The organism is uncultured Flavobacterium sp. (assembly GCF_951805225.1).
Lineage (GTDB): Bacteria > Bacteroidota > Bacteroidia > Flavobacteriales > Flavobacteriaceae > Flavobacterium.
In genome coordinates this window covers 1,619,393-1,645,038 of record NZ_OX638201.1, presented here as the reverse complement: position 1 = coordinate 1,645,038, position 25,646 = coordinate 1,619,393, and the positions used below count along the sequence as shown (strand labels likewise).

Below are 25,646 nucleotides of genomic sequence, written 5' to 3'. Positions count from 1 at the left end.
AATTCAATTATTTAGCGTTAAGTTTTGCAATTGCTTCTTTAATTCCTTCGCCTGCAACATTGTAGAATGATGGTCCGGCAAGTAAAGTGATTTTTGTCAATGGCTTATAATCTGATAATTTTTTATCTTTTAAATAAGTTTGGGTTCTGTAAGCTTCAAAAGAACCTAAAACTACATTTGTTGCTATTAAAGCCGTTGGAGAATCGATTCCTGCATCTTTAATATCACTTGCAAAAGCGAAGTTAGAAACGCCTAAACGCAAAGCTTCGCGCGTGGCAACACTTCCTACACTTATCATTAAATCTGGTGTGAATTTATTGCGATCACCAAGACCAATAAGCAATAATTGTTTGGCTGCCAAAGTTCCTTTTGGGGGTGTAATCAATAAAGTTTCAAGAGAATGTCCGGTGAATTTTCCGCTTTTGCGTAATTCGGTAATAATTCCTTTTAAGGCATCGTCTAAATGTACCATTCCGTTTAGGTTTGCAGGAAGGGCAGGAGGGTTAAAAATGTCACCTTCAGTATATTCGAAAACGCAGGCAACTTGTAATTCTGCTTCGGCTGAAGATGGTCCCTGAACTAATCCGTTTATGGAAACTCCGTCAACTTTTCCCCAAGTGGTTGTTGATCCAAGTGCTGCTGTTTGTGCAAATGATGCATTAGCAAAAAATAATGTGATAAAAAGAATTAGAGAATTTCTAAGTCTGTATGTTGAGAAAATTAATGAATTTTTCATTGTTGTTAATTTAGTTAATGTTGATGTCATCGTGAATTTTTTTTAACACATAGAGACATAGATTTATATTTTGAAATGAATAAAAAAGAGTATCCAAAAGAAACTAGTTTCTCACACATAGCTATGTGTATTAATGCAAGTGAAACGCCTTTTTAAAATTACAAAATCTATGTTTCTATGTGTTAATTAATTATGTTCAATGGTTGTTTTTAAAATTTAAATCCGAGTCGGGCATTAAAGAAAACGCCGTCTTTAGAATTTGGTATGATGTCGTCGATAAAAGCGCCTGTTTTAAAATATTGAATTCCGCTTACGACTGATATATATTTGCTGACGCTATAGGTAAAATTGGCAAGATAAGCCGTCCCAATGTATCGTTTGTCTGAAGCACTTCCGGGAAGATTTAAGGTTCCGCTTGGCCTGTAAACACCGTCTTGAAGTGAATATCTCCAGTTAAAAACCACATCGACCTGCATCTTTAATTGTGGCAATAAATCCATCGTGGCATAAGGATGAATGTCGATAAGGTTTACGGGACCCACTTGCGGACTAAAACCAAAATATCCTCCTTTTGGATATAACGGATTAAACGTTTGCAGGTTTCCATTGCCTTGATTTTGATCTCCGGAGATGTAATCATTTCGAAGGTTTATCGTTGGCTTGAATTTTATGTTTTCAAAGGAATAACCTAAATCTGCAGAAGCCGTCCAGGCATTGATATTTCCCGAACCAAAACTCCCAAATTGATAAGCAGCTTCCAGATTATAAATAAAACCACCGCCATATTTCCAGAATCTTGTACCTATTGTATGTCTTTTTTCGGGAGCAATTCCTTCTTCAAAAAGAGATTCTTTTCTGTTGATTCCGAGATAATAAAGATCCAGATTTCCTGCTTTTGGGAATATTATTTTGGAATAAGCGCCCCATAAATTGATTTGTTTCGACATTTTATTATCAAAAACGCCTTTGTAAATCGTATCGGCCATCATAGCAAAACCGTCAATTGATAATCGGGCAGAAGAGTACATTATTTTTACTCCTGTAAAATAAAGTCTCGCATTTGGACCTTCTCTTACCGAAATTAATCTTCCGGAACCATAATCAAGTTCTTGTCTTCCGGCACGAATGGTCAGTTTTTTATCTTCTTTTTGATAGAGATTTACATCTAAAAAAAGATTCTGAACATTCAACTGATCTTCGTCAATTCCTCTTGGACCGTTGATTCTGCCGTCTTGCAAAGCGCTTCTTAATTGTGCAAATACTCTAAAGGTTTTTCCTAAATGAACATCGGCATGAAGATCATAACGTTGCAGAAAAAAGTTATTGTGACCAATATTTAATCTTCCCCAATCTTCATTATTGAAATCAACGTATTCATATCTTGCTTCACCTCCAAGAGACATATAAAAATCTTTCTGTTTGTTTAACGGAATGAATTTTAGATTCTCATAAAAGTTTCTGCTTGAATCTTTTAGAAATTCGTAGTTTTCGTCATAACGCAAAAGTTTAAAATTTTGTGCCGATGTAATGCTTCCCATTAAAAGAAAACACATTACGATGATTCCGAAGTTCTTGTTTTTTGGCGATATGGATTTTGATGATTCCAAGATAATGAAGCTTAAGAGGGTTTTGTTTATTTGTTTTAGGTTTGAAGTTTCAGGTTTCAGGTTGAAATGAATTAGTGTTTCAACATGTTGTGTGCATAATGAATTCCTAAACCGTAAGAACCGCCGTGTTTTTTCATCAAATTCGTTACCGGAACATACGTTTCCTGACGCGCCCAGTCTCTTTGAAGTTCTAATATATATTGGATAGAAGTTATAGGTTGCGCGCCAACTTGTATCATTCTTTGTATCGCGCGTTCGTGAGCTTCGGTGCTTACATCTCCGCAGGCATCTGTGATTACATAAACTTCATAACCTTCTTCAATGGCAGATAAAGCCGGACCCACAATGCAAACTCCTGTCCATAATCCAGCAAGAACCAGTTTTTGTTTTTTAGTTCCTGTAATGGCTTTATAAGCATTTTCGTCTTCCCATGTATTCATTGTTGTACGATCGATATATCCCGAAGTTGCGATTGGATAATATTCTTCAATTTCCGGAAAAACTGGTCCTGCAAAACTTTCTTCAAAAACAGTAGTTACAATTGTTGGAACATTGAAGATTTTTGATGCGCCGCAAACAATAGCAACATTATTACGCAATTCGCTTAACGGAATACTGCTTGTAGCAAATGCCATTTGTCCTTCGAAATCAATTAATACTAATGCGTGATTGTCTGGTGATAATAAGTTTACTGATGGTTTCATAAGTTTGATATTTAATATTATTAGTTAAGCTAACAAGATGCCAAATCTGTAATTGGCTATTATATTGGGATGTATGAGATAAAACGATATTTTTTGGTTACGATATTTCGTAGATTTATTATCGCTTTATTGAAATTTATAAAGAATGTGTTGAAAGTTTACGGATCATTTCAGCAGAAACGGCGTCGGCATAGATTCCAAAAGCGCTGGTCAAAACACCTTTTATGTTGTAGATTTCAGATATAATTCCGTAAACAATATCTTCATCTCCGGGATCTGTATCTCCTTCAAAACGGAATAAATATTCGATTTTGAATTCTTCCGGTGACATCGTTTGTTTGTTATTGTTGTAACGAATACAGTTTTCGTCAAGGTTAAAGTTTTCGGTAAAACCTTGCTGATTCAGCCATTGTAAAGCTTCTGTAACAGTATCAAAAGACGGTTGTTGAATAGAACTCATGGTTTGAAAGTTTAAAAACTGCCTGTAAAAGCGAACCAATAAAGGCAGTTTTGATTTGTGATAAATACTTACGCTTTAATGAAAGCCAAAATATCGTTGTTAATTGTTTCTGCTTCTGTAGTTGGCATACCGTGAGGAAAACCAGGATAAGAAATTAATTTTCCGTTTTTCAAAAGTGCTGCTGCTCTTGGTGCCTGACCGTAAGGAACGATTTGATCATCTTCTCCGTGTAAAACCAAAACCGGAATATCTAAACTTTTAAGATCTTCTGTAAAATCTGATTCAGAGAAAGCTTTGATTCCATCATGATGTGCCAAAACTGAACCCATCATTCCCTGACGCCACCAATTGTGTCTAATTCCTTCCTGAACTGCTTTTCCTTCGCGGTTCCATCCGTAAAATGGAATTGGGAAATCATAAAAATATTGTGCTCTGTTAAAAGCTGTTCCTTGTCTGATTTCGTCAAAAACTGATAATGGAACTCCTTCAGGATTTGTTTCGTTCTGAATCATAATTGGTGTTACAGCGCTAATAATTACTGCTTTTGCAACACGTAATTTTCCGTATTTTGCTGCGTAACGTATTACTTCACCACCTCCGGTTGAATGACCAACGTGAATTGCATCTTTTAAATCAAGAAATGCAGTTAATTCTGCGATATCTGATGCGTAAGTTTCCATGTTGTTTCCTTCTGAACTTTGACCAGAACGACCGTGTCCGCGGCGATCATGTGCAATAACTCTGTATCCTTGTTTTAGGAAAAACATCATTTGAGCATCCCAATCATCGCTTGATAAAGGCCATCCGTGGTGAAAAACTACTGGTGTTCCTGTTCCCCAATCTTTGTAAAAAATTTCTGTTCCGTCTTGTGTTTTAAATGTGCTCATCTTGTTATAGTTTTAGATTATTAAATTGTTCATATAATTGTTAAAATTTGAATTATAATTAATTGTTATTTTGATTTTATTGATGTTGTTTGATTTCTTTGACAAACTTACAGCAGTTTCGAAAGTTTGTCAGTTAACCTAGATTAAGAAAAAAAATAATCCCGAAATTGACATGTTCACGTTCTGCATTTTTAAATATTATTTATTTTACGCAGAGTAATTTTCAAACAATGTGCCGTTGAAGTTAAGCGGTTGTTTTTAAAGGAATTGTGATTTTTGGAGTGATTTTTATTTTACGGTATTTCGTAAAATTATTAATCGGAGATTATGATTTTATATAAATTATATAAAATGGATTAGTTTTTCAGCTCTTTAAGTTTGAGCTGAATTAGAAAATAAGACTGTATTTATAACCTGAAATCTTATTTTGAATGGTAGTAAAACAAAAAAAATACTAATCTCATAGAGGTTAGTATTTTTTTGGAAGGTATTTTGTGTAGAATTTTAATGCTTTTCTATCGAAGTTCCTTTAAAATCTTGAAGACTTCGGCAATTTCATAATCTAAGGCTTTTATTTTTTCTATTGTTTTAGAATTAAAATGCTCGTGTTTGGCTTCTTTTTCAATAGTAGATAAATAATTACTAAGATCTTTTAGCATGAAAATATCCAGACTGGATTTCATATTGTGGCAAATTCTCATTGCTGTATTATAATCGTTATTGCGAATTGCTTTACCTAATTCTATAACTTCGTTAGGAATTTTTTCCAGAAAAAGATCAATCATATCTTTTCTAAAATCTGCTTCACCGCTTGAAACCTCATCAATAAAAGAAAAATCGATTATTCTCTTTTGTATCGGATCAACATCTTTAGTTATAACTGTTTTTATAGCTTCTAAAAGTTGTTCTTGTTTGAAAGGTTTAGGAACGTAAGCATTCATTCCAATTTTATAACAAAGTTCCTGTTCGCCCACAAGAGAATGCGCGGTCATTGCAATAATAGGAACTGTTAAGTTCATTTCGTTTCTGATGTATTCTGTCGTTTGATAACCATCTTTTACTGGCATCTGAAGATCCATCAACACTAAATCATATTTATTTTTGGATAAAAGAGCGATTCCTTCTTCACCATTTCCAACAATATCCAATTTAAAACCAAAATTATGAATAACACTTTTTACCAGTTTTTGGTTCAAAGCGTTGTCTTCGCAAAGAAGTATTTTAAGATTTCCGGGATTATAAGCAGTTGTAGTTTCAACTGTGGTTTCAATATGATTTGCTTTTTTATAAGTAAGAGTAAAGAAAAATTCGGAACCAAATCCGGGTTTACTTTTTACATGAATCTCAGAATTCTGCAATTCAATAAGTTGTTTTACAATATTAAGACCAAGTCCTGTACCGCCAAATTTTCGTGTTGTACTTTCTTCGGCTTGCGTAAATCTTTCGAAAATACTTTTAAGTTTAGCTTCATTAATACCAATTCCGGTGTCTTTTACAGAGAATCTAAGCGAATATTGATCATTAGTTTCACTAATTTTTTTGACAGAAATGGTAACTTCACCTTCTTCTGTAAATTTTAGTGCATTTCCCGCAAGGTTAACCAGAATTTGATTCAATCTTCCCTGATCGCCAATTACCATTTCTGGCATATCGGCATCGAGAAAAAGATTGAATTCGACATTTGCAGAAACTTTTACTTTTAGTAAATCATAAACGTGTTTCAGCGTATTTTTTAAATGAAATGGTTCCGCATCAATAGTCAGGTTTCCGGATTCAATTTTAGAAAGATCCAGAATATCATTTACAATTAAAAGTAAATTCTCTTGGGCAATTTGTACGCTATTAACATAATCACGCTGAATTGTATCCAGAAAAGTTTGTGCCAAAAGATCTGTAAAACCAATAATAGCATTTAATGGCGTTCTGATTTCGTGACTCATATTAGCCAGAAAATTATCTTTTGCCAAAACTGCGCGTTCGGCAATTTTTTTCTGAGCTGCAAGGTCAATATTTTTTGTTCTTAATTCTAATTGATTGATAATGTGCTTTGCAACAATCGAAAGTGCATTTCGTTGATTTTCATTCAACTCTTTTGAAACATGGTCGATTGCACAAATAGTTCCAATATTATAACCATCTGGCGTTGTAAGCGGAATTCCGGCATAGAATCTCACTTTAAAACCATCAAGAACATTTGGATCGTCTTTAAATCTTTCGCTTAAAAAAGTATCGGATATTTCAACCAATTCGGATTGCATGATTGTATATCTGCAAAAACTAATATCACGAGGAACTTCTGTTACTCCAATTCCAATTTCAGATTTAAACCATTGTCTGTTTTCGTCTATAAAAGAAATATGTGCAATGGGCACACCGCAGATATAAGCAACAAGTGCTGTTGCATCATCAAAAGCATATTCAGGCAAAGTATCGAGAATATTGTAACGCTTTAATGCCGCAAGTCGCTCTGTCTCGTTGTTAGGTAAAGGTTGTAGTAGATTATTCATTCAGTCAATAAGGAAAGTACAAAAGTATAGAGAATGTGATATAAACATATGTTAAATATGGCTCAGAACTGATTATTTCGTTATTTTAGAGGGGAAATTATACTATTTGAAGAATAAAATAAGAATATACTTCTACAAAAATGTTTGTGAAAGTTCTCTTTAATTTTATTAAGAAATGCGAATGTTCTAAAAATATAGTATTAATTTAACTGCTCAAATAAGATAGGATGAGAGTAGATATTTAAAATAGGTATTAACGTCTCATCTTGATGATTTTAAAAATAAAATACCATGGAAAATTTAAAAAAAGCGTACATAGCCGGAGGTTGTTTTTGGGGAATGGAAGACTTATTTCGCGTACGACCTGGAGTAAAAGATACTGAAGTAGGTTATATTGGCGGAGACAACGAAAATCCAACCTATCCAAATCATCCGGGACATGCCGAAGGAATAGAAATTACATACGACACTAACGAAACTTCGTTTAAAGAATTATTAGATTATTTTTTCAGAATGCATGATCCAACAACTGTAGACAGACAAGGTAATGACAGAGGTTCAAGTTACAGATCTGCGATATTTATTCAGAATGAGGAGGAAAAACAAGATGCTGATGAAGTAATTAAAATTGTTGATGATTCGGGTAAATGGCCGGGCAAAGTTGTTACGACGCTGGAACCTTATTCAAAATTCTGGACTGCCGAAGAATATCATCAGGATTATCTTGTGAAAAATCCAAATGGTTATACTTGCCATTTTGAGCGATTCGGAACTTCGTTTTTATAATCGAATTATTTCATAAAAAAGCACAATTAAAAATCTGTGCGATTTGATAACTATTGCCTATAATCTCTGCTAAAAAAGGGGAGATTATAGGCTTTATTTATTTTAATACTATATATAGGTTATAGCTCGAAAGCTTCGCTGGTTAGTGCGAGAGCAATTCTGGGAGTTTTTATAAATTCGATTAATCCGAAGTTTTTTAATTCGGAAGCCAAATTATTGATTTCATCTTCTTGTCCTGTTGCTTCAAAAACAGTGAAATCTTTTTCGATTAGTATAAATTTTGCGTTGTATTTTCTAAGTAATTGATTTATGTTTTCTTCATTGATAAAACTAGAAGTCTTTACTTTAAATAATCCCATTTGTTTCCAGACAATTTCTTCATTTGTGCTGTAATAACATTTAAAAACTTCGATGATTTTTTCGATTTGAAGCGCAATATTTCTGGCGATTTCAAAAGTTTCATTTATAACGAGCGTACATCTGTACATTTTGTCAATTTCGCAAGTAGAGATATTGAGGCTTTCTATACTGATTTTTTTTCGCGTAAGCATAATGGTTATTTTATTGAGTAATCCCATTTGATCTTCGGTGTAGGCTGTTAAAGTATATTCTTGTTTCATTTGAAATGTGTGTCTAAATTGTTTGAATTATTAGTAGTTAGTGTTTTCCGGAAATAAAAAAACCTTTCTCATTTATGACTGAGAAAGGTTTTTATTATACAATAGAATCCTGCCTCGTCATAAAAGACGAATAATGATAATTGCGATAATGATAATTTGTACTGAATTTTTCATGTGTATTTTAAATAAAAAAACCTCCCGAAAAGGGAGGTTTTAAATTGTATCTGTGTACTTATTTATATAACATCCCTGATCATTATCGAATGATAATAATGCTGCTAATAATAGTGATGTTAATTAAGTTTTTCATTTTGTATTTCTAATGTGCGACAAATGTATTGATTTTTATAATGCTAAAGAAAGTTTTTTTTGATTAGCTCTTTTTACAGGCCCGATATTCTATGGTATCTCAATCGAAATTATTTGCTTGTTATCTCTTTTAATAATTAGATTAATTTCAGCATTAATTTTTTCCAAGCACAATGCTTCGTTAAAAATTATTACGTCACCATAGTCTGTGTGAGCAAATCTAAAACCTTGAAACTGAATTTTTTTTACAACACCATATTTATTTTCAATTAAAGTAAATAGTTGTTTAATATTTTCTGTTTTAATATTAATTGATGTGCTAAATTTCTGTTGTAAACTATTATAATCTTTGGAAATTATATAATTGTTAATTTTATTAATATCTGATTGTAATTTTTCAACTTCTTCTAATTCTTTGGCGGAATATTTGAATTCCTGAGTAGATTCTTTTAAATTTATTTTTACTCTTATTTCGTCATAATTTAATTTTTCATTTTTTAGGTTAGAGTAAAATAGATAAGCAATATTTGCTGAATGTGATTCAATATTGTGAATACTATTCTCAAGTAAATCACTTTTGCTAATTTCTAATTCAAAATATTGTTTTTTGATTTCGTTTTTTACTTCAAAGCCTTTATATTTTATGCAGACTCCATTATAAAAGTTTAAAACTTGTTGAACAGCATTAATCTCGATATCTGTATTAACCGTCTTATTGCATGATATTAAACATATTAAAAAAATAATTAATATTCTATTTTTCATTTTGTATTATTTTAATGGGGTTTTAATAAATATACGAGAAAGTATAATTTGATGTGAACTAGGAAATTAAAATGTCTAATAAATGTCAAGCTCAATTTACTTTAATCCAGGTGTGGGTTTGTTGAGAATATTATTTTATCATGTTTTAAATTAAGATTATAATTGAATATTCGATCCTCTTTTTCCCAATGATTGGTTGCAATTATTAAGCCTCCTGCTATAATGTAGTATTTTTTATTATTAGAGCTGATTTCAAATGCTTTTCTGCCGAATTTGCATAAATCTTTGTCTATATCTAATGGTAATAATTCTATTGCTATTTCTTTAATTTCTAGATTATCTATAGAGGTAGGAATTCCTATATATTGTACATCCCATATTTCAATATCAATATTAAAGGAGTATTCTGGTGAATAATCTTTATCATCAGAATATAACATTTCACTTCTTAAAAGTAAAGAGCTATGACTAACGATATAAATCCAAATTCTAAAATATCGGTTTGATTTATATAACATGTTTTTATTTTAATATTAAGGTAGATCATTCATCTACGGAGTACGATTCAATTCTTAAAAATTTCTATGACTTTGAGCCATCTTAAACAAATATAATTTAAAAATGGAAAAATCATAAGATGTTTGACTTTAAAACTTTTTTCTTAGAATATAAGATTCGGTTAGAGAGGAATATTTCGATTAATACTATTTAAGGAGATTTATTACCTTCGTATAAAAAATCAAAACCAATGAAATTCTTTAAGCTTCTTTTCGTATTTCTTCTGTTTCCAATTGTGTCAAATTCACAGGAAAAACATGTTATGGAAACTTCGGATAAAGCTTCTACTCATGGAATGTTGATTTTTGGAAAAAATAAAATCTATGCTTATCATCTCCCGATGTTTCATAGTCCGCACAATTATCAGATAATTTTGGAACTTGAATTAGCTGAGACAGCGAAAAGTTTATTTATCGAAGATCAGAAAAACAATCCTGAATATGCAACTTATACAATTGAGCCAGAAACTTTTGTTTTGCCTCAAATGATTGCAAAAGGAAATTCGTTTATGGTTGATTTGTATCGAGGTCATTTTGAAAGAGGCGGAAAAAAAATTGCTTCAAAGATTAAAGTTGCAATCAAAGAAGTTTTGTTTTACAACAAATTTAAAAGTGATGAGAGACGTTCTGCTTTAAGCAGTTTCATATTATTTGGAAATGAAAAAGAGCAGTTTATGGCTCATTTGCTGACCAATAAACCAGATTTTGATCAGATTATAGAAGTGAAAGCTCCAATTGAAACTATACTTAAAGAAAAGAACAATGTTGTCATTAATACAGATTTAATCGAAAATTCAGTTCTTGGAGTAAATGGAAACGAAATTGAAATATCGATCAATAAAGTAAAATACCCAATAGTTTTATTAAGACAATTATATCTCGAATTTGGAGATTTAAAATAAAGATATTCAGATATAAAAAACGAGTTGAAATATTAAGGAACAATATTTCAACTCGTTTTTTTGTTCTGCAACTTCCCGATACAAAATGTAAATCAACACTCAATTATGGATAACATTATAACTTCTGTTTTTGGTTTATAATTATTGATACTTGAAAAATATACATAAAATATTGTTAAAATAGTGGTATATTTTTAAATAAACAAATACTTAATCAAAAAAGGGATAATATAATACTATCATGTGGTAATATCGGCATTTTTCTTAACTCAGGTTTAACATAATTTTACAAGTGTTAAAAATACACTAACCAAATTGTTAAATTATGAAACCAGCCACGCATGTTTTAAAAAGTACAGGAACATCTTCTCAAAGAGAAAAGTTGTTCTATACGATTTTGTTTTTGTTTGTTGTTTTTAGCTCATTTTCACAACAGAAAATTAGCGGAAAAATAACAGATGCAAATAAGATTCCTATTCCGGGAGTATCAGTTTTAGAGAAAAATACCTCTAATGGCGCTGTAAGTGATTTCGATGGAAATTTTCAGATTACACTTAAAAATAAAGATTCAAAATTAGTTTTTACTTATTTAGGTTTTATAACTCAGGAAATTTCTGTTTCAAATAAGAATGTAGTAAATATTGTTCTTCAGGAAAGTAAACAAGAATTAAATGAAGTAGTTGTTGTTGGATACGGAACTCAGAAAAAATCAAGAATTACAAGTGCGATAGCCAGTGTAAAAGAAAAAGATTTTACAAGAGGAGCAATCAATGACGCTTCTGATCTTATAAAAGGTAAAGTTGCGGGTCTAACTATTAGTAACGGTTCTGGAGATCCGGGTTCATCGCCAAATATTACATTACGTGGATTTTCAAGTTTAAAAGGTAATAATGGTCCTTTGGTCTTAATTAATGGTGTTCCGGGAAGTATTGATACGGTTGCTCCAAATGAAATTGCTTCGATAGATGTTTTGAAAGATGCATCGGCGGCAGCAATTTACGGAACAAGAGGGGCAAATGGAGTAATTCTTATTACAACTAAAACAGTAAATAGCGATATACCGCCAACAATTACGTACTCAACATTTACTACAACATCTGATTTTGCTAAAAAGGCTAAGTTTATAGATGCCAGTCAACAAAGAGCTTTACGTTCTCAAGGTGTTACATTGCCTTTTACTGATGGCGGCGCAAGCACAAATTGGTTAGATGAAATCTCAAGAACAGGATTATCTCAAAATCATAATTTAGCTTTAAAAGGCGGAACTGCTAAAACAAACTATATCGTAAACCTTAATTATGTCAATCAAACTGGGGTTTTTAATAATACTTATAATAAAGAATACAGATTTTCATTTGATGTAAATCATAGCATGTTCAATGATAAGTTAAAAATTAATTTAAGCTTATTAAACGGAACACGCGATATGGGTATTAGCGAAGATATTGCTGCATATGCTTACAGACAAGCAATGATTAGAAATCCTACGGCTCCTGTATATAACCCAAATGGTACTTATAATGAAGATAGAAACAAGCTTCAATATTACAATCCAGTTGCAATTTTGAATGAAACGACACAAGACAGAAACAGTACATGGCAAAGATTTACCGCTAATTTAACTTTGGATTTATTACCGGGATGGGATGTAGGTGCACAGCTTTCAAAAAATAAAAATACAGCTTTGAATGGTTATGCTGAAACTAAAAAACATTATTCAAATACAATAAATGGTAGAAATGGTGTTGCTTCAAGAGATACTGGAGCTACAGATAATGATTATGTTGAGATAACATCAAAATACCACAAGACTTTAGGAAACCACGACTTTACAGTATTAGGAGGTTATAGTTATCAATATACTATTAATGAAGGATTTTCTGCCCGTAATTCTGATTTTCCAACGGATGCATTTTCGTATAATAATTTAGAAGCAGGAAATGGTTTGTCAGATGGTACTGCATCTATGGATAGTTATAAAAATGACAGTAAATTAATTGGATTCTTTGGTAGGTTAAACTACAACTTTAACAGTAAATACGATTTGTTATTTAGTATCAGACGAGAAGGTTCTTCTAAGTTTGGAAACAATCACAAATGGGGTAATTTCCCAGCAGTTTCTGCAGGATGGAGTATTAACAAAGAATCTTTTCTTAAAGACGCTACGGCTGTAAATACTTTAAAATTAAGAGCAGGTTATGGAGAAACAGGAGTAATACCTAATGATCCTTATATGTCAATGACATTATACAAATATGATGGATATTTCTTTAGTAACGGAAAATGGGTTAAAGGTTTAGAACCGGTGAGTAATCCAAATCCTGATTTGCGTTGGGAGAAAACAGCAGAGGTAAATATTGGTCTTGATTTTGGATTTTTCAATAATAGAATTAGCGGAAGCATTGATTTCTATAATAAAAAAACAAGCGATATGTTATGGGATTATGCTGTACCAACTCCTCCTTATTTGTTCCCTCAAATTACGGCAAATGTTGGAAAAATGGAAAATAAAGGATTTGAAATTCTTCTTAACACAATTCCTGTTAAGACAGATAAATTCCTTTGGAACTCTTCAATGACTTTTTCGCACAATAAAAATAAGCTGACGAGTCTTTCTAATGATTTATATAAAATTGAAGGAGACTTTTTGAATACCGGAAATACAGGAGATCCAATTTCGTTTGAAACACATAGATTAGAAGTAGGACAATCAATAGGTAATTTCTGGGGATTAAAATCTGTAGATATTACGACTGATGGAAAATGGATTGTTGAATTGCCGGACGGAACAAGAAAAACACTTACTACAGAAATGTATAATGATGCGAATAAGCAATATTTAGGAAACGGTATTCCGCAATATTATGCTGGATGGACGAATACTTTTTCATACAAAAAATTTGATTTAAGTGTTGTATTAATAGGAGCTTTTGATTTTCAAATCTTAAATACACAACGTATGTTTTATGAAAATCCAACAATTGCTTACAATATGTTAGACAGTGCATATGATAAAGTGTATGATAAGTCAGTACTAAACTACAATCAAACTTATGTAAGTTATTATATCGAACAAGGAGATTATGTAAAAGTAGACAACGTAACCTTCTCGTATAATTTTGATGTAAAACCATTGAAAATTATCAATGCAATGAGATTGTATGTATCTGGAAATAATTTAGCTACAATTACAAAATACAAAGGATTGGATCCTGAGATAAAAAGAGCAGATCCTTTGTCACAAGGAATGGATGGAAGAGATAAATATCCAAGCACAAGAGGTATTACACTAGGTTTAAATGTAACTTTTTAAATTAAATCAAAATGAAAAATAAAAATATAGTATATAAAATTCTTATTTCGGGCTTATTCCTTTTAGGAACAGGATGTACAAATCTTGATGAGACCGTTTATGATCAGGTAAGTGCCGAGAATACTAAATTAACTGCAGATGATTTAGCGAGTATTATTGCTCCGGCTTACAACTCTTTTAGACAAATTTATTCAGATTGGGATGCTATTTTTAACCTGTATGAAGATTCGTCAGATTTAATGGTAACGCCGCAAAGAAACGGTATTGGTTGGGGAGATTATTACATCACAATGCATAAACATAGTTGGGGTACAGCGCTCCCTATGGCAGAAGGTAACTGGTATTATATGTATACAGGAGTAAATAAAGTCAATCGCGCCATATACCAAGTTGAGCAATTAGAAGGAGTTGAAAACAAAGAAAATGTTATTCAGGAATTAAAAGCATTAAGAGCAATTTATTATTATTTGCTATTAGATAATTTTAGAAATGTTCCTATTGTAACTTCATATATCAATCCTCCTGGATATTTGCCAGTTCAAAATACCGGAAAAGAAGTTTATGATTTTGTAGAAAAAGAATTAAAAACAGCTTTACCTTACTTAAGCGACAAGAATAATTCTTCGACTTATGGTAAAATTAATCAGTGGGCTGTAAAAATGACTTTGGCAAAATTGTATCTGAATGCCGGAGTTTATTTAGGAACACCAAAATGGGACGAAGCTTTGGCTCAGGTTAATGATGTAATCAATAACGGAGGGTTTAAACTGAACTCAAATTACAGAGACAATTTCATCATAAAAAATGAATTTTCTACAGAGCAAATATTATCGATTCCTTATGATCAGATAAAAGCTCCGGGAACAAGCTGGCCGTACAGAACATTGGCAGCTGCAAGTCAGGCAACTTTTGATTTAGCTGGAGGACCTTGGAATGGAACCGGCGGAATCCCTCAATTTATAGATACTTATGATCCGGATGATCAAAGGTTAAAAGATTGTTGGTTAGGAGGAAAGCAGTTTACAAGTAAAGGAGAACCAATAATGTTGGACGATAAAGTAACACAATTTGAATATATCAATTATATGACTAGCGTTGATGGTTGTGAGCCAAATGAAGGTTATAGAATGGTTAAATATGAAATTGGTCCCGGTCTTGTAGGACAAGCAAGTAATGATGTTCCTTTTTACAGATTAGCAGATGCTATGATGATCAAAGCAGAATGTCTATTAAGAAAAGGAGACGCTGGCGGAGCTGCAGCAATTGTTACAGAATTACGACAAAGAGATTTTAAAAATACCAATCCTGCAAAAGCAACAGTAACAGGCGCAAAACTTATGGGAGGAAGTGTTTATAAATACGGAACTTATCAGGCTGGAGTAATTACAGATTACGAAGGAGGAGCAGATATTCAATACGGTGGTTTCCTTGACGAATTAGCTTGGGAATTTGTTGGAGAAGCACACAGAAGACAAGATTTAATCCGATTTGGAGTATATTCAAAAAAATCATGGTTCTCTAAAAAAGCAGATCCAAGTGGAGATTTTAGAGCTATTTTTCCAATTCCACAGTCAGAAATGGTAAAGAATAGCAACTTGAAACAAAATCCTGGATACTAGAAAATAATATAAAGATTTTACAAGTTGGTTGCTTGTAATTATAAGTGTGTGAAAAGCTGTTCCTTGTTTAGGAATGGCTTTTCATTTTTAAATCAAACAATTATGAAATACAAATCAAAAATTATAAAAGCCTGTTTTTTTCTGATCGTTTTTCAATCTTTTTTTTCCTCGAAAGTAATAAGCCAAACGAAGAATAAAGATTTGAAAATGAATTTCTCGATCGCTTCACAAAATCCTGAATCTCATTATCTTGAAGTTGCTCTGGATTTTGAAAATTTATCATCGAACAAAACAAATTTAGTACTTCCGGTTTGGACACCAGGTTATTATTTAATCCTCGATACACCAAGATATATTGTAGATTTTGACGTAGAAGATATAAATGGGAATAAAATAAAATGGCATAAAAAATCTAAAAATTGCTGGATTGTAGAAAACGGAAAAACTTCTAAAATCAAAGTAAAATATAAAGTTTTCGCCAACAAAAAATCTGTAGCAGAATCTTACGTCGATGCCGATAAAGCTTTTTTAATGCCGAATACCATTTTTATGCATGTAGAAAACGCGTTAAATAATCCTGTTACACTGACCATTAATCCGCATAAAAACTGGAAAAAAGTCTCAACCGGATTAAAACCAATTCATGAAAATGAATATATTTTCTCAGCCAAAAATGTTGATGCATTTTATGACAGTCCGATTTATTTGGGAAATCAAAAAATAATAAATTTCGAACATGAAGGAAAATCATATTCCTTAGGAATTGCAACTCCCGAAGGATTAAACGAAGAAAAGTTCACCACAGATCTCAAAAAAATAATGACCGCAACAACGGCAATAATGAAAAAAGTTCCGTACGATTATTACAGTTATATTATGATGGAATCCGGAGGCGGAGGGCTTGAACACTCAAATTCACAAGCGATTTTCACCAACGGAACTTTCGATTTTAAATCTCCTGATGAATACACAGATTTTTTGAATTTTGTAACACACGAATATTTTCATCTTTATAATGTAAAAGCCATTCGCCCAATAGAATTAGGACCTTTCGATTATAGTAAAGAAAATTATACGACCATGTTATGGGTTTCAGAAGGTTTTACCGTTTATTACGAATACATCATTATGATGAAAGCAGGTTTACTCGACGGAAAAGAAGCCCTAAAATATATTACAGAATCGATAAAACGTTACGAAAATATCGAAGGCAGTAAACACATGTCGTTGTCAAGATCGAGTTTTGATATTTGGCTAAACTTTTTTAATAACGAAAGCAACGTCAAACAAACTACAATTTCTTATTATAACAAAGGACCAATTATTGGATTCTTATTAGATTTAGAAATCAGAAACAATACTCAAAACCAAAAATCATTAGACGATGTAATGCGTTTTTTATACAATGAATATTACGAAAAAAACAAAAGAGGATTCACCGAAGCCGAATTCTGGAAAGCTTCTGAACAAATTGCAGGAAAGCCTTTAACAGAAATAAAATCCTATGTTGATACCGTAAACGAAATTGATTATCAGAAATATTTAAAATACGCAGGACTTCAAATCGATTTAAGTCCGATAAATTCTAATGAAAAAAAGGATAATCCAATCGAAAGAAATTTTGAAATAAAAGAATCCCCAGAAGCTTCAGCACTACAATTAGAAATCAGAAAATCTATTTTTAAATTGTGATTATTTTGGACTAGTTTGTCATTTCGACGAAGGAAAAATCACACTCGGGATTCGACAAAGATTGGCGATTTTGATTGTCGAGTTTCTTGTGAAGATTTCTCGTTCCTCGAAATGACAAAAATGCGGTTACCAATTTTGAATAGCTTCCAGCTAAAGCTGGAGCCTATTCAAAAAAAACTTTGCGACTTTGCGTCTTTGCGCGATTAAAAAAAATCCCCACAAAAAAAACTTAAAACTGCGCACGATAATGCGAAGGCGAAATCCCTTTCAATTCCTTAAATTTTCTATTGAAATTAGCAATATCCTGAAAACCGCAAAGCTCAGATACAGAAGCAATTGAAAGATCTTTTTTATTATGAAGTAATTTGCAGGCATTTTCAATTCTGATTTCAATCAAAAACTGAAAAAAAGTTTTATTAGTGCGTTTTTTAAAATATCGACAAAAAGCATTTTTACTCATATTAGCTTTTTCTGCAACCTCATCAAGAGTAATATTCTGATGGTACAATTCGATGGCATATTCAAAAACCGCACTCATTCGGCGACCTTCATCATCAGTATATTTCTTTTTGTAAACAAAAGAAGAAAGAGGCGTTTTTTCCGAAGAAATAATAATATTTATAATTTTCAGGAAAGAAGCAATTCGCTGTATTTTATTCTGTTTTTTGAGTTTATTAAAGTGATGCGTAATCTTCTTATGATTCGAAAGTATCTTCATACCATACTCAGACTCTTTAAAAAAATCATCTACAGAACTCATATCATTCAGACTAAAAAAATCTTTACCAAAAGAAGTTTTAGTAAAAAACAAAGTCAGCATTACAGATTCCGGACTAGCCTCGACATTACTTCTAAAAACATGAGGAACATTCTCGCCAATTACCAAGATATCGTTCTCTTTATAATCATTTATAGAATCTCCAACGATTAAAGTTCCCGAACCTTTTGCAATATAACTTATCTGAATTTCTTCATGTTGGTGCAATTGATCATAGAAAACACTTTCGATGTCTTCCTGATAAATTAGAGCTTCTCTTTCTGTTTTAGGTATTTTAAAAGGTAGGATTTTCAACGTAATGTTTTTTAGATATGTAAATATTAACAAAAAAAACAGATTATACAAAAGATTTGGTAATATAGTACTGATAAAGGCTAATAATGACACAGAACTACTTTTTTTTAAGCTTTATTTTTGATAAAAATTAAGAATATGAAAATTAAATGGGATGGCGTAATGCCAGCTGTAACAACAAAGTTTACAGCAGAAGGTCAACTGGATCTTGTAATGTTCGAGAAGAATATTAAAGCACAAATTGAAGCTGGAGTTAATGGAATTATTTTGGGAGGAACTCTTGGAGAAGCAAGTACATTGACAAAAGAAGAAAAAGAGATTTTAATAAACAACACTTTAAGAATAGTCGAAGGAAAAATTCCGGTTATTGTAAATATTGCTGAGCAAACTACAAGCGAAGCAATTACTCTGGCAAAACGCGCTGAAGAGTTAGGTGTAAATGGTTTAATGCTTTTGCCGCCAATGCGATACAAAGCTACAGATCATGAAACTGTTGTTTATTTTAAGGAAATTGCTCAAAGTACTTCTTTGCCAATTATGATTTACAATAATCCTGTAGATTATAAAATCGAGGTAACACTTGATATGTTTGAAGAGCTTTTGAAACTTGAAAACATTCAGGCCGTAAAAGAATCAACCAGAGACATAAGCAATGTAACAAGAATCAGAAACCGTTTTGGCGATAGATTAAAAGTTCTTTGTGGCGTAGATACTTTGGCACTTGAAAGTTTAGTGGCTGGAGCCGATGGTTGGGTTGCAGGTCTTGTAGTAGCATATCCTGCCGAAACCGTAGCAATTTATGAATTGGTAAAAGCTGGAAAAGTAGAGGAAGCACTAGCAATTTACAGATGGTTTATGCCATTATTAGAATTAGATATTTCTCCGCAATTAGTTCAAAACATAAAACTTGCCGAAGTAGCAACAGGACTTGGAACAGAAAATGTAAGAGCACCAAGACTTCCGTTGCAAGGAAAAGAAAGAGAACGCGTTTTGTCGATTATTGATGTTGCAATGAAAAGCAGACCCGTATTGCCAGCCTATAAAACTATTTAATTAAAGATTAAAAGAAAGCGATGACTACAGGAAAAAATTATATTGGAGATGTGCTTTCCGCGAAAGGTAAAACGACTTACAAAACAATAAATCCCGAATTAAACTCGGAGAATGAAACTGTTTTTTATGAAGCTACAGCCGAAGAAATTTCGCAAGCCGTAGCATTAGCCGAAGAAGCTTTTAAAATTTACGGAACAATTGCAGACGTAAAAAAAGCAGATTTCCTAGACGCAATTGCCGAAGAAATCGAAGCTTTGGGCGAAGATTTATTAGCGACTTATATCCAGGAATCAGGACTTCCGGCAGGAAGAGCAAATGGAGAAAGAGGCAGAACAACCGGACAATTAAGAGTATTTGCAACAATGCTTCGAGAAGGTTCATGGGTTGAAGCAATTATCAATAAATCAGAAGGAAAACCGGATATCCGGAGATTACAGATTCCAATTGGGCCCGTAGTTGTTTTTGGAGCAAGTAATTTTCCGCTTGCATTTTCTACTGCCGGTGGCGACACAGCGAGCGCATTGGCATCAGGTTGTCCTGTAATAGTAAAATCGCATCCGCTTCATGCGGGAACAGGCGAATTGGTAGCTTCGGCTGTTATAAAAGCAGCCAAAAGAACCGGAATGCCAAATGGTGTTTTCTCAAACCTAAACAGCAGTGGTGTTGAAGTTGGAGTAGCTTTAGTAGAACATTCGTCTGTAAAAGCCGTCGGTTTTACCGGAAGCATAAAAGGCGGAACAGCACTTTGTAAAATTGCAGCCAACAGATCTATTCCAATTCCGGTTTATGCCGAAATGGGAAGTATAAATCCTGTACTTATTTTACCTTCTGCATTAAAATTAGAAAGTGAAAAATGGGCTAAAAATTATGCTGCTTCAATTGTAGCAGGAACAGGACAATTTTGTACAAATCCGGGGCTTATTTTAGGAATAAAAAGCGCCGACTTAGATAATTTTATTACTATTTTAGCTTTAGAGACAGATAAATTAGACGCCACTTGTATGCTTCATCCTAATATAAAAAAGCAATACGAAAGTCTAAAATCAGAAGTGCTTGGACAAGAAGGATATACACAGGAAACTAGTTTAGAGAAAGTTGTAAAACCAAATTATGCATTGCAAAATATAATTGCAGTGGATGGTGAAACCTTCTTAAAAAACAAAACATTTCATAAGGAAGTTTTTGGACCTTTTTCTGTAGTTGTCAAATGTGATGATGTAGAGCAACTCAACACGATTATTCTGGAATTGGAAGGACAATTGACAGGAACAGTTTTAAATGCTGATTTGCAAGAATGGGATAAATTTAAAGAGACAATCGAAAACCTTAAAAACAAAGTTGGAAGATTGATTTTTAATAATGTTCCAACAGGAGTAGAGGTTTGTTCCGGAATGACTCACGGCGGGCCATTTCCTGCAAGTTCAGACAGTAAATTTACATCTGTAGGATTAACAGCGGTTAAAAGATGGGTTCGTCCGGTAACTTTTCAGGATTGGCCGGATCAATTATTACCAAGCGCTTTACAGGATAAAAATCCTTTAAATATTACCAGAACTGTAAACGATATACTAACAAAGAACGCTATATAATTTATGCCAAGAAAAACCTTTTTTTGTGTTGATGCACATACGTGCGGAAATCCGGTAAGAGTTGTCGCTGGTGGTGGTCCCAATTTGGTTGGAAACAACATGAGCGAAAAACGACAACATTTTTTAAAAGAATTCGACTGGATTCGTAAAGGACTTATGTTTGAACCCCGCGGTCATGACATGATGAGTGGCAGTATTTTGTATCCGCCAAGCAATCCTGAAAATGATTTTGGAATTCTATTTATCGAAACTTCGGGTTGTTTGCCAATGTGTGGCCACGGAACTATCGGAACCATAACAATTGCGATCGAAGAAGGATTGGTTATACCAAAAGTTCCCGGAAAAATCAAAATGGAAGCGCCGGCAGGACTTGTTCAGATCGAATATCAGCAAACCGGTAAAAAAGTGGATTGGGTAAGATTGACGAATGTAAAATCATATTTGGCTGCCGAAGGTTTAACTATTGATTGTCCGGAATTAGGCGAGATTGTTTTTGATGTGGCATACGGAGGAAATTATTACGCGATTGTAGATCCGCAAAAGAATTTCTCAGGAATACAGGATTTTACAGCCGGAAAAATTGTTCAGTACAGTCAGGAAGTGCGCAAACGTATCAACGAGAAATATCCAAATATGTTTATTCATCCTGAAAATGATACAATTCGCGATGTGAGTCATATGTTGTGGACAGGAGATCCAATCGATCCAACTTCTTCGGGAAGAAACGCCGTTTTTTATGGCGACAAAGCAATCGATCGTTCGCCATGCGGAACTGGAACTTCGGCTAGAATTGCACAGCTTCACGCTAAAGGGAAACTAAAAAAAGGAGAAGATTATATACACGAAAGTTTTATTGGAAGTAAGTTTATTGGCAGAGTCGAAGAAGAAACATCTATAGGAGATATCAAAGCCATTGTACCAAGTATTCAGGGTTGGGCAAAAGTTTACGGTTACAACAATATCATTATTGATGAAGATGATGATCCGTATGCTTTTGGTTTTCAAGTGATTTAAAAAAAAAAATGATAATATAAAAAAATCATTGGTTTACAGAAAAACTTCTTACCAATGATTTTTTAAATTTATAATATTAATGAAAAAAGTAAGTATAATTGGCGGAGGAATAATTGGCTTATGTTCAGCTTATTATTTAGCCAAAGAAGGTTATGAAGTAGTTGTTTTCGATAAATCAGATATGAGCGACGGTTGTTCTTACGGAAACGCCGGAATGATAGTTCCATCGCATATAATTCCGCTGGCACAACCCGGCATGATTGCGCAAGGAATAAAATGGATGTTTGATAGCCAAAGTCCGTTTTATGTAAAACCCAGATTAAACTTGGATTTAATGAAATGGGGATTACAATTCTACAAACATGCCAATTTAAAGCATGTAGAAAAAGCAATGCCGGCACTTTGCAATTTATCGCTTTTGAGTAAAGACTTGTATCAGGATTTTGCAAAACAAAACAACTCCTTTTTTTATGAAGAAAAAGGACTTTTAATGCTTTATAAAACCGAAAAAACAGGCGAAGAAATTCACCACGAAGGAATTCTGGCAGAAAGATTAGGATTGGAAGTTGATTTTCTTTCGAAAGAAGAAGTTTCAAGATTAGAAACCGGAACTGCTACAAACGTAATTGGCGGAGTACATTACAAAAGCGATGCACATGTATATCCTCAAAAATTCATGCAATTTCTTAAAGAAGAATTGAAAAAATTAAATGTAAAAATTCATTCGCAAACCACCGTAAATGATTTTGTTTTAAAGAATAATCAAATTGCAGAAATCATAACAGACAAAGGCAATTTTGCAGCAGATGAAGTAGTTTTGGCAACAGGATCCTGGAGTCCGCATATTGCTAAAAAACTGAATGTAAATATTTCGATTTTACCTGGAAAAGGTTACAGCTTCACGCTAAATGATCAAAGCCATAAACCGTCAATTCCGACAATTTTATGCGAAGGAAAAGTTGCTGTAACGCCTATGAATAATGATATTCGTTTTGGAGGAACAATGGAAATAACGCACACCAATGACACCAAAATCAATCAAAACCGACTACAGGGAATTGTCAACTCAATCAATGATTTTTATCCGGATTTAAAAATTGCAATGCCAAAAGAACAAGATACATGGTTTGGTTTCAGACCTTGTACACCTTCGGGAATGCCAATTATTGCGAGAGATAAAAAACTTAAAAATTTAACTTTAGTTACAGGACATGCCATGATGGGATTAAGTCTGGCTCCTGCAACGGGAAAAATTGTTGAAGAAATTATTTCAGGTAAAGCAACTTCTGTAGATACGCAAATGTTTCAACTCTAAAAAATCAGCTTCATTTTTAATTAAAATTGAAGCTGATTTTTTTTATTAATAGGCATAAAATCGTAAAGATTTTGTCATTTCGAGGAACGAGAAATCTTCACGAGAAGCTCGACAAAGGTTGGAGAGAATATTGAACGCGGATGACAAGGATTCGCTTTGCGAAAACACAGATTAAAACGGATTTTATCAACTTAATCTTGTCATTTCGACGAAGGAGAAATCACACGCGGGATTCGACAAAGATTGACGATTTTGATTGAGGAGTTACTTGCGAAGATTTCTCCTCCGTCGAAATGACAATATTGTGAATTCGTTATTAAAGTTTGTCTAGAAATAAAAAAGAAACATGATTTATTTCTCTCGCAGATTTGGCGGATTGAGCGGATTCCATTTTTGAGTATATTTATTAATTATCTGCTCAATCTGCCAAATCTGCGAGAGAGAAAAACTAATTATCAAATTCAATTTTCAGCCTCTGGAGCTTTACATTTTATTATAACTCACTATTAATAAAAGCAAAACTCACATTACAAAATTCTAAATACTTACCACATTTAGAATTAAAAATGATTATCGCATTTTCAAACAAAAAACAAAAACAAACCAAAAAATGAAAGACCAGAATCATGAAGAATTTAAAAAAGAATTAGGACTTCTAGACGGAACCATGCTTGTAGTAGGTTCTATGATAGGATCCGGAATATTTATTGTGAGTGCTGATATTGCCAGACAAGTTGGTTCAACAGGATGGCTTATTTTAATTTGGCTGCTTTCGGGGATAATTACCATGATCGCGGCGGTAAGTTATGGCGAATTAAGCGCGATGTTTCCTAATGCAGGCGGACAATATGTGTATCTAAAAGAAGCGTATAATAAATTAATTGCCTTTTTGTATGGCTGGAGTTTTTTTGCTGTAATTCAAACCGGAACTATTGCAGCGGTTGGAGTAGCATTTTCAAAATTTGCAGCTTATTTAATTCCTGCCGTTAGCGACGAAAATATCTTATATGAAATAGGAAATTTCAAACTCAATGTCGCTCAAATTGTTTCTATTGTAACCATTATTTTTCTAACGTATTTAAATACTCGTGGAGTTAAAAACAGCAAGATTCTACAAACTATTTTAACGATTATAAAAATACTTTCTATTTCAGGATTAATCATCTTCGGATTTACTTTAGCGGCAAAAGCTTCTATTTGGAATGCAAACTGGACAGACGCCTGGACGCCACGTTCTTTTAGTGCAGAAACAGGTTCTTGGCTTCCTATAAATACTACGGCTTTGATTTCTGGGATTTCAGCTGCAATGGTTGGGACTTTATTTTCCAGCGATTCCTGGACAGGAGTTACTTTTATTGCAGGAGAAATAAAAAATCCAAAACGAAATGTTGGATTAAGCATGTTTCTGGGAACTTTAATCGTAACAATCATTTATGTATTGACTAATTTAATGTATGTCGCAGTTATTCCGTTAACCGAAATTGCAACAGCAAAATCGGATAGAGTAGCGGTGGTCGCTTCAGATTATATTTTTGGAGATATTGGAACGTTAATTATTGCGCTTATGATTATGATTTCGACATTTGCCTGCAATAACGGATTAATTATGGCGGGAGCCAGAGTTTATTATACCATGGCAAATGACGGTTTGTTCTTTAAAAAAGCTGCGAACTTAAATAGCGCAAGCGTTCCTGCGTGGGCACTTTGGGCGCAATGTATTTGGGCTTCTGTTTTATGTCTTACCGGAAAATATGGCGATTTATTGGACTTTGTAATCATCATTGTTTTGATTTTTTATATCCTGACGATCTACGGAATTATACGTTTACGTAAAAAAATGCCAGACGCTGTTCGTCCGTACAAAGCAATTGGGTATCCTTTTTTACCGATTTTTTATATCATAATTGCTTCGGCTGTTTGTGTTTCGTTATTGTTTACGAAATTTTCAACTTGCGGTTGGGGAGTCTTAATTATGTTACTTGGAATTCCTGTTTACTATTTAATAAAAGAAAAAGATTCACATTAATTGTTTTGTGATTTTATAAGATTGAAATCATTGTGATTAAAAGCTATTTTTCTATTAAAATGATTTCAATAAGAACTTTCAGAACATTCTGCCTCAATGTGTTAAAACAATCG

The 25,646-nt window shown here is 33.0% G+C and carries 20 protein-coding genes; 10 read left to right on the top strand and 10 right to left on the bottom strand.

What is annotated here, in order from left to right:
- Window positions 1-7: 7 nt before the first annotated feature.
- The 6 genes from WN975_RS07035 to WN975_RS07010 form a co-directional block, all read right to left on the bottom strand.
- A complete protein-coding gene (locus tag WN975_RS07035) occupies window positions 8-766 on the bottom strand; it encodes a M17 family peptidase N-terminal domain-containing protein (protein ID WP_337965882.1) in 759 nt (252 codons plus the stop codon).
- A 179-nt stretch (window positions 767-945) separates the two neighbouring features.
- Window positions 946-2,343, bottom strand: coding sequence for an alginate export family protein (locus WN975_RS07030; protein ID WP_337965881.1), 1,398 nt, complete (start codon window positions 2,341-2,343; stop codon window positions 946-948).
- Between the two features lie 71 nt (window positions 2,344-2,414).
- Entirely contained in the window at window positions 2,415-3,047 is a 633-nt protein-coding gene (locus WN975_RS07025; RefSeq protein ID WP_337965880.1) for a hydrolase, read from the bottom strand.
- A 136-nt stretch (window positions 3,048-3,183) separates the two neighbouring features.
- Complete coding sequence (locus tag WN975_RS07020; protein WP_337965879.1) at window positions 3,184-3,507, bottom strand: phosphoribosylpyrophosphate synthetase; 324 nt, start codon at window positions 3,505-3,507, stop codon at window positions 3,184-3,186.
- Window positions 3,508-3,575: 68 nt separating this feature from the next.
- Complete coding sequence (locus WN975_RS07015; RefSeq protein ID WP_337965878.1) at window positions 3,576-4,394, bottom strand: alpha/beta hydrolase; 819 nt, start codon at window positions 4,392-4,394, stop codon at window positions 3,576-3,578.
- Window positions 4,395-4,909: 515 nt separating this feature from the next.
- On the bottom strand, window positions 4,910-6,901 hold the full coding sequence (locus WN975_RS07010; RefSeq protein ID WP_337965877.1) for an ATP-binding protein: 1,992 nt from the start codon (window positions 6,899-6,901) through the stop codon (window positions 4,910-4,912).
- A gap of 291 nt (window positions 6,902-7,192) precedes the next feature.
- On the opposite strand from WN975_RS07010, the gene msrA reads away from it, so the two are divergent.
- On the top strand, window positions 7,193-7,687 hold the full coding sequence (msrA, locus tag WN975_RS07005) for a peptide-methionine (S)-S-oxide reductase MsrA (protein ID WP_337965876.1): 495 nt from the start codon (window positions 7,193-7,195) through the stop codon (window positions 7,685-7,687).
- Between the two features lie 119 nt (window positions 7,688-7,806).
- Here msrA and ilvN read toward each other — a convergent pair whose 3' ends face one another.
- The 3 genes from ilvN to WN975_RS06990 form a co-directional block, all read right to left on the bottom strand.
- Window positions 7,807-8,307 (bottom strand): acetolactate synthase small subunit, encoded by a 501-nt coding sequence (gene ilvN / locus WN975_RS07000; protein WP_337965875.1) that lies wholly within the window; start codon window positions 8,305-8,307, stop codon window positions 7,807-7,809.
- 399 nt (window positions 8,308-8,706) lie between these two features.
- Complete coding sequence (locus WN975_RS06995) at window positions 8,707-9,381, bottom strand: hypothetical protein (protein ID WP_337965874.1); 675 nt, start codon at window positions 9,379-9,381, stop codon at window positions 8,707-8,709.
- A gap of 101 nt (window positions 9,382-9,482) precedes the next feature.
- Window positions 9,483-9,899: a hypothetical protein gene (locus tag WN975_RS06990; RefSeq protein ID WP_337965873.1), complete on the bottom strand. Its 417-nt coding sequence runs from the start codon at window positions 9,897-9,899 to the stop codon at window positions 9,483-9,485.
- Window positions 9,900-10,129: 230 nt separating this feature from the next.
- Here WN975_RS06990 and WN975_RS06985 point away from each other — a divergent pair, with 230 nt between their 5' ends.
- The 4 genes from WN975_RS06985 (at window position 10,130) to WN975_RS06970 (ending at window position 17,464) form a co-directional block, all read left to right on the top strand.
- Window positions 10,130-10,840, top strand: a complete 711-nt coding sequence (locus tag WN975_RS06985; protein WP_337965872.1) for a hypothetical protein — start codon at window positions 10,130-10,132, stop codon at window positions 10,838-10,840.
- A 325-nt stretch (window positions 10,841-11,165) separates the two neighbouring features.
- Complete coding sequence (locus tag WN975_RS06980) at window positions 11,166-14,153, top strand: TonB-dependent receptor (protein WP_337965871.1); 2,988 nt, start codon at window positions 11,166-11,168, stop codon at window positions 14,151-14,153.
- Between the two features lie 11 nt (window positions 14,154-14,164).
- On the top strand, window positions 14,165-15,772 hold the full coding sequence (locus WN975_RS06975; protein ID WP_337965870.1) for a RagB/SusD family nutrient uptake outer membrane protein: 1,608 nt from the start codon (window positions 14,165-14,167) through the stop codon (window positions 15,770-15,772).
- 207 nt (window positions 15,773-15,979) lie between these two features.
- On the top strand, window positions 15,980-17,464 hold the full coding sequence (locus WN975_RS06970; RefSeq protein WP_337965869.1) for a hypothetical protein: 1,485 nt from the start codon (window positions 15,980-15,982) through the stop codon (window positions 17,462-17,464).
- A 229-nt stretch (window positions 17,465-17,693) separates the two neighbouring features.
- Here WN975_RS06970 and WN975_RS06965 read toward each other — a convergent pair whose 3' ends face one another.
- Window positions 17,694-18,536 carry an AraC family transcriptional regulator gene (locus tag WN975_RS06965; RefSeq protein WP_337965868.1) on the bottom strand — a complete coding sequence of 281 codons (843 nt, stop codon included), beginning with the start codon at window positions 18,534-18,536 and terminating at the stop codon, window positions 17,694-17,696.
- 138 nt (window positions 18,537-18,674) lie between these two features.
- Between WN975_RS06965 and WN975_RS06960 the strand changes: the two genes are divergently transcribed.
- From WN975_RS06960 to WN975_RS06940, 5 genes are all read left to right on the top strand, one after another.
- A complete protein-coding gene (locus WN975_RS06960; protein ID WP_337965867.1) occupies window positions 18,675-19,589 on the top strand; it encodes a dihydrodipicolinate synthase family protein in 915 nt (304 codons plus the stop codon).
- Between the two features lie 20 nt (window positions 19,590-19,609).
- On the top strand, window positions 19,610-21,178 hold the full coding sequence (locus WN975_RS06955; RefSeq protein ID WP_337965866.1) for an aldehyde dehydrogenase (NADP(+)): 1,569 nt from the start codon (window positions 19,610-19,612) through the stop codon (window positions 21,176-21,178).
- 3 nt (window positions 21,179-21,181) lie between these two features.
- Entirely contained in the window at window positions 21,182-22,192 is a 1,011-nt protein-coding gene (locus WN975_RS06950; protein WP_337965865.1) for a 4-hydroxyproline epimerase, read from the top strand.
- Between the two features lie 79 nt (window positions 22,193-22,271).
- Entirely contained in the window at window positions 22,272-23,507 is a 1,236-nt protein-coding gene (locus WN975_RS06945; RefSeq protein WP_337965864.1) for an FAD-dependent oxidoreductase, read from the top strand.
- A gap of 610 nt (window positions 23,508-24,117) precedes the next feature.
- Window positions 24,118-25,533: an amino acid permease gene (locus tag WN975_RS06940; RefSeq protein WP_337965863.1), complete on the top strand. Its 1,416-nt coding sequence runs from the start codon at window positions 24,118-24,120 to the stop codon at window positions 25,531-25,533.
- Window positions 25,534-25,646 lie beyond the last annotated feature (113 nt).

Excerpts from the sequence above, each read along its gene's own strand:
- WN975_RS07035 (WP_337965882.1), bottom strand. The coding sequence starts at position 766 with ATGACATCAACATTAACTAAATTAACAACAATGAAAAATTCATTAATT.
- WN975_RS07025 (WP_337965880.1), bottom strand. The coding sequence starts at position 3,047 with ATGAAACCATCAGTAAACTTATTATCACCAGACAATCACGCATTAGTA.
- WN975_RS07020 (WP_337965879.1), bottom strand. The coding sequence starts at position 3,507 with ATGAGTTCTATTCAACAACCGTCTTTTGATACTGTTACAGAAGCTTTA.
- WN975_RS07015 (WP_337965878.1), bottom strand. The coding sequence starts at position 4,394 with ATGAGCACATTTAAAACACAAGACGGAACAGAAATTTTTTACAAAGAT.
- WN975_RS07010 (WP_337965877.1), bottom strand. The coding sequence starts at position 6,901 with ATGAATAATCTACTACAACCTTTACCTAACAACGAGACAGAGCGACTT.
- msrA (WP_337965876.1), top strand. The coding sequence starts at position 7,193 with ATGGAAAATTTAAAAAAAGCGTACATAGCCGGAGGTTGTTTTTGGGGA.
- ilvN (WP_337965875.1), bottom strand. The coding sequence starts at position 8,307 with ATGAAACAAGAATATACTTTAACAGCCTACACCGAAGATCAAATGGGA.
- WN975_RS06995 (WP_337965874.1), bottom strand. The coding sequence starts at position 9,381 with ATGAAAAATAGAATATTAATTATTTTTTTAATATGTTTAATATCATGC.
- WN975_RS06990 (WP_337965873.1), bottom strand. The coding sequence starts at position 9,899 with ATGTTATATAAATCAAACCGATATTTTAGAATTTGGATTTATATCGTT.
- WN975_RS06985 (WP_337965872.1), top strand. The coding sequence starts at position 10,130 with ATGAAATTCTTTAAGCTTCTTTTCGTATTTCTTCTGTTTCCAATTGTG.
- WN975_RS06980 (WP_337965871.1), top strand. The coding sequence starts at position 11,166 with ATGAAACCAGCCACGCATGTTTTAAAAAGTACAGGAACATCTTCTCAA.
- WN975_RS06975 (WP_337965870.1), top strand. The coding sequence starts at position 14,165 with ATGAAAAATAAAAATATAGTATATAAAATTCTTATTTCGGGCTTATTC.
- WN975_RS06970 (WP_337965869.1), top strand. The coding sequence starts at position 15,980 with ATGAATTTCTCGATCGCTTCACAAAATCCTGAATCTCATTATCTTGAA.
- WN975_RS06960 (WP_337965867.1), top strand. The coding sequence starts at position 18,675 with ATGAAAATTAAATGGGATGGCGTAATGCCAGCTGTAACAACAAAGTTT.
- WN975_RS06955 (WP_337965866.1), top strand. The coding sequence starts at position 19,610 with ATGACTACAGGAAAAAATTATATTGGAGATGTGCTTTCCGCGAAAGGT.
- WN975_RS06950 (WP_337965865.1), top strand. The coding sequence starts at position 21,182 with ATGCCAAGAAAAACCTTTTTTTGTGTTGATGCACATACGTGCGGAAAT.
- WN975_RS06945 (WP_337965864.1), top strand. The coding sequence starts at position 22,272 with ATGAAAAAAGTAAGTATAATTGGCGGAGGAATAATTGGCTTATGTTCA.
- WN975_RS06940 (WP_337965863.1), top strand. The coding sequence starts at position 24,118 with ATGAAAGACCAGAATCATGAAGAATTTAAAAAAGAATTAGGACTTCTA.